This window comes from Streptomyces sp. NPDC002513, from assembly GCF_053595355.1.
Genome location: NZ_JBSFXK010000156.1, coordinates 1 through 1,724, shown reverse-complemented (window position 1 = coordinate 1,724; position 1,724 = coordinate 1). Strand labels below are relative to the sequence as shown.

Here is a 1,724-nt window from a genome sequence, read left to right as displayed (position 1 = left end):
ACCCTGGGTATTCAGCGGAATTGGGTGATCTGACGCCCCGGTAGTAGAAAGGTGCCGCTGACCTGCAAGGATGCGAGTGTCTACGTCGTATCCGCTGCGAGAGTCAGGGCACCAATCTGGTGAGCGAGCCTACAGGGTGGGACCGGCGGTTGTCCGTGGTCGCCGACGGCAAGGGGCTGATCGGGCATGCCGGAGCGGTGCTGCTGCGCCGGCTGGCCGACCGTACGGGGTTGACGAGTGCGCTGGCGGCCGTGCTGCCCGCCGGGACGGGGGTCGGCTGGCGGGATCGGGCGGTGGTGGTCGTGCAGCTCGCCGTGGCGATCGTGCTGGGGGCGGCGAACCTGTCGGACGCCGAGCAGTTGCAGGCCCACCACCAGGGCTTGTTCGGAGCGGCGGTGTCCGACTCGACGACCCGGCGGACGCTGGCGGCGATGGACGAGGAGGTCCTGGCGAAGATCGCTTGGGCGCGGGCCCGGGTGCGTCGGCACGTCTGGAGCCTGCTTCACCTGCGGCCGGGCGGGTTTCCGTGGCTGACGATCGCCGGGAAGTATCTGCACCGCTGGGTGGTGATCGACATGGACGCCACGATCGTCACGGCGGCATCGAAAAAGGAGGGCGCCGCGGCGACCTGGAAGAAGTCGTTCGGGTTCCATCCGCTGGCCGCGTGGTGTGCGAACACCTCCGAATGTCTGGCGATGCTGCTGCGCGCGGGCAACGCCGGCTCGAACACGGTGGCCGACCACATCCGGGTGCTGCGTGAGGCGCTCGCCCAAGTCCCCGGCGCCTCGACGGCGAAGATCCTGGTGCGAGTGGATGGCGCGGGCGCCACCCATGGCCTGCACGAGCACCTGCGGGATCTGAACACGATGCGGCGCACGGTCCGCTTCACCACCGGCTGGACCATCACCGACGAGGACGAGAAGGCCATCGCCCGCCTGCCTGAGAGGGTCTGGGAGACCTCGATCAAGCAGGACGGCAGCCTCCAGGAGGGCTACTTCGTGGCCGAGTTGAGCGGGCTGAACCGCCGGGAGGGCTGGATCAAGGGGATGCGGCTGATCGTCCGCCGGGTCAAGCCGTCCGGCCGGCACACGAAGGACCTCACGCCCTTCGAGAAGAAGACCGGCTGGAAGTACTCGGTCACCGCCACCAACATCTCCAGGATGGCCCGGATTCCCGGCTCCCATCAGATCCAGTGGCTGGATGTCCTGCACCGCCACCACGCGGTGGTCGAGGACCATGTGAAAGCGAACAAGGCGATGGGCCTGCACAACCTGCCCTCCAAGTCCTGGCAGATCAACGAGGCATGGATGCTGAGCGCGAATCTCGCCGCCGACCTGGACGCCTGGCTCCGCCTGCTCACCCTGCACGATCACCCCGGCCTGGCCGACGCCGAGCCGGACACCATGCGGTTCCGGCTCTACCACCTCCCGGCCCGCCTCGCGAAGCACGCCCGCCGCCGATGGCTACGGATCGAGCACACCTGGCCTTGGGCGAACGCGTTCACCACCGCCTGGCGGCGGCTGACTGACCTCCCAGCCGCCACCTGACCCACCAGCACCCGCCCCAACGAGAACCGGGGAGGAGAGGACCGCACCACCCCGGGAGACGTGGAACCCCGGCGCACTCCGCAGCGTCACGCGACGGCCCGCCCTCGAACGGCAGAGGACATTACGGGCGAACCGCCGAGACAAAAGACGACAAGCCCCAACTGACGGATCGAGGTT

The 1,724-nt window shown here is 68.6% G+C and carries 1 protein-coding gene; it reads left to right on the top strand.

Annotated features, from left to right (window positions below):
* The first annotated feature begins 119 nt into the window (after positions 1-119).
* The gene (locus tag ACWD5Q_RS35450; RefSeq protein ID WP_451431181.1) at positions 120-1,547 is read left to right on the top strand and encodes an IS1380 family transposase; all 1,428 of its coding nucleotides are present in this window, start codon (positions 120-122) and stop codon (positions 1,545-1,547) included.
* The last annotated feature ends 177 nt before the right edge of the window (positions 1,548-1,724 follow it).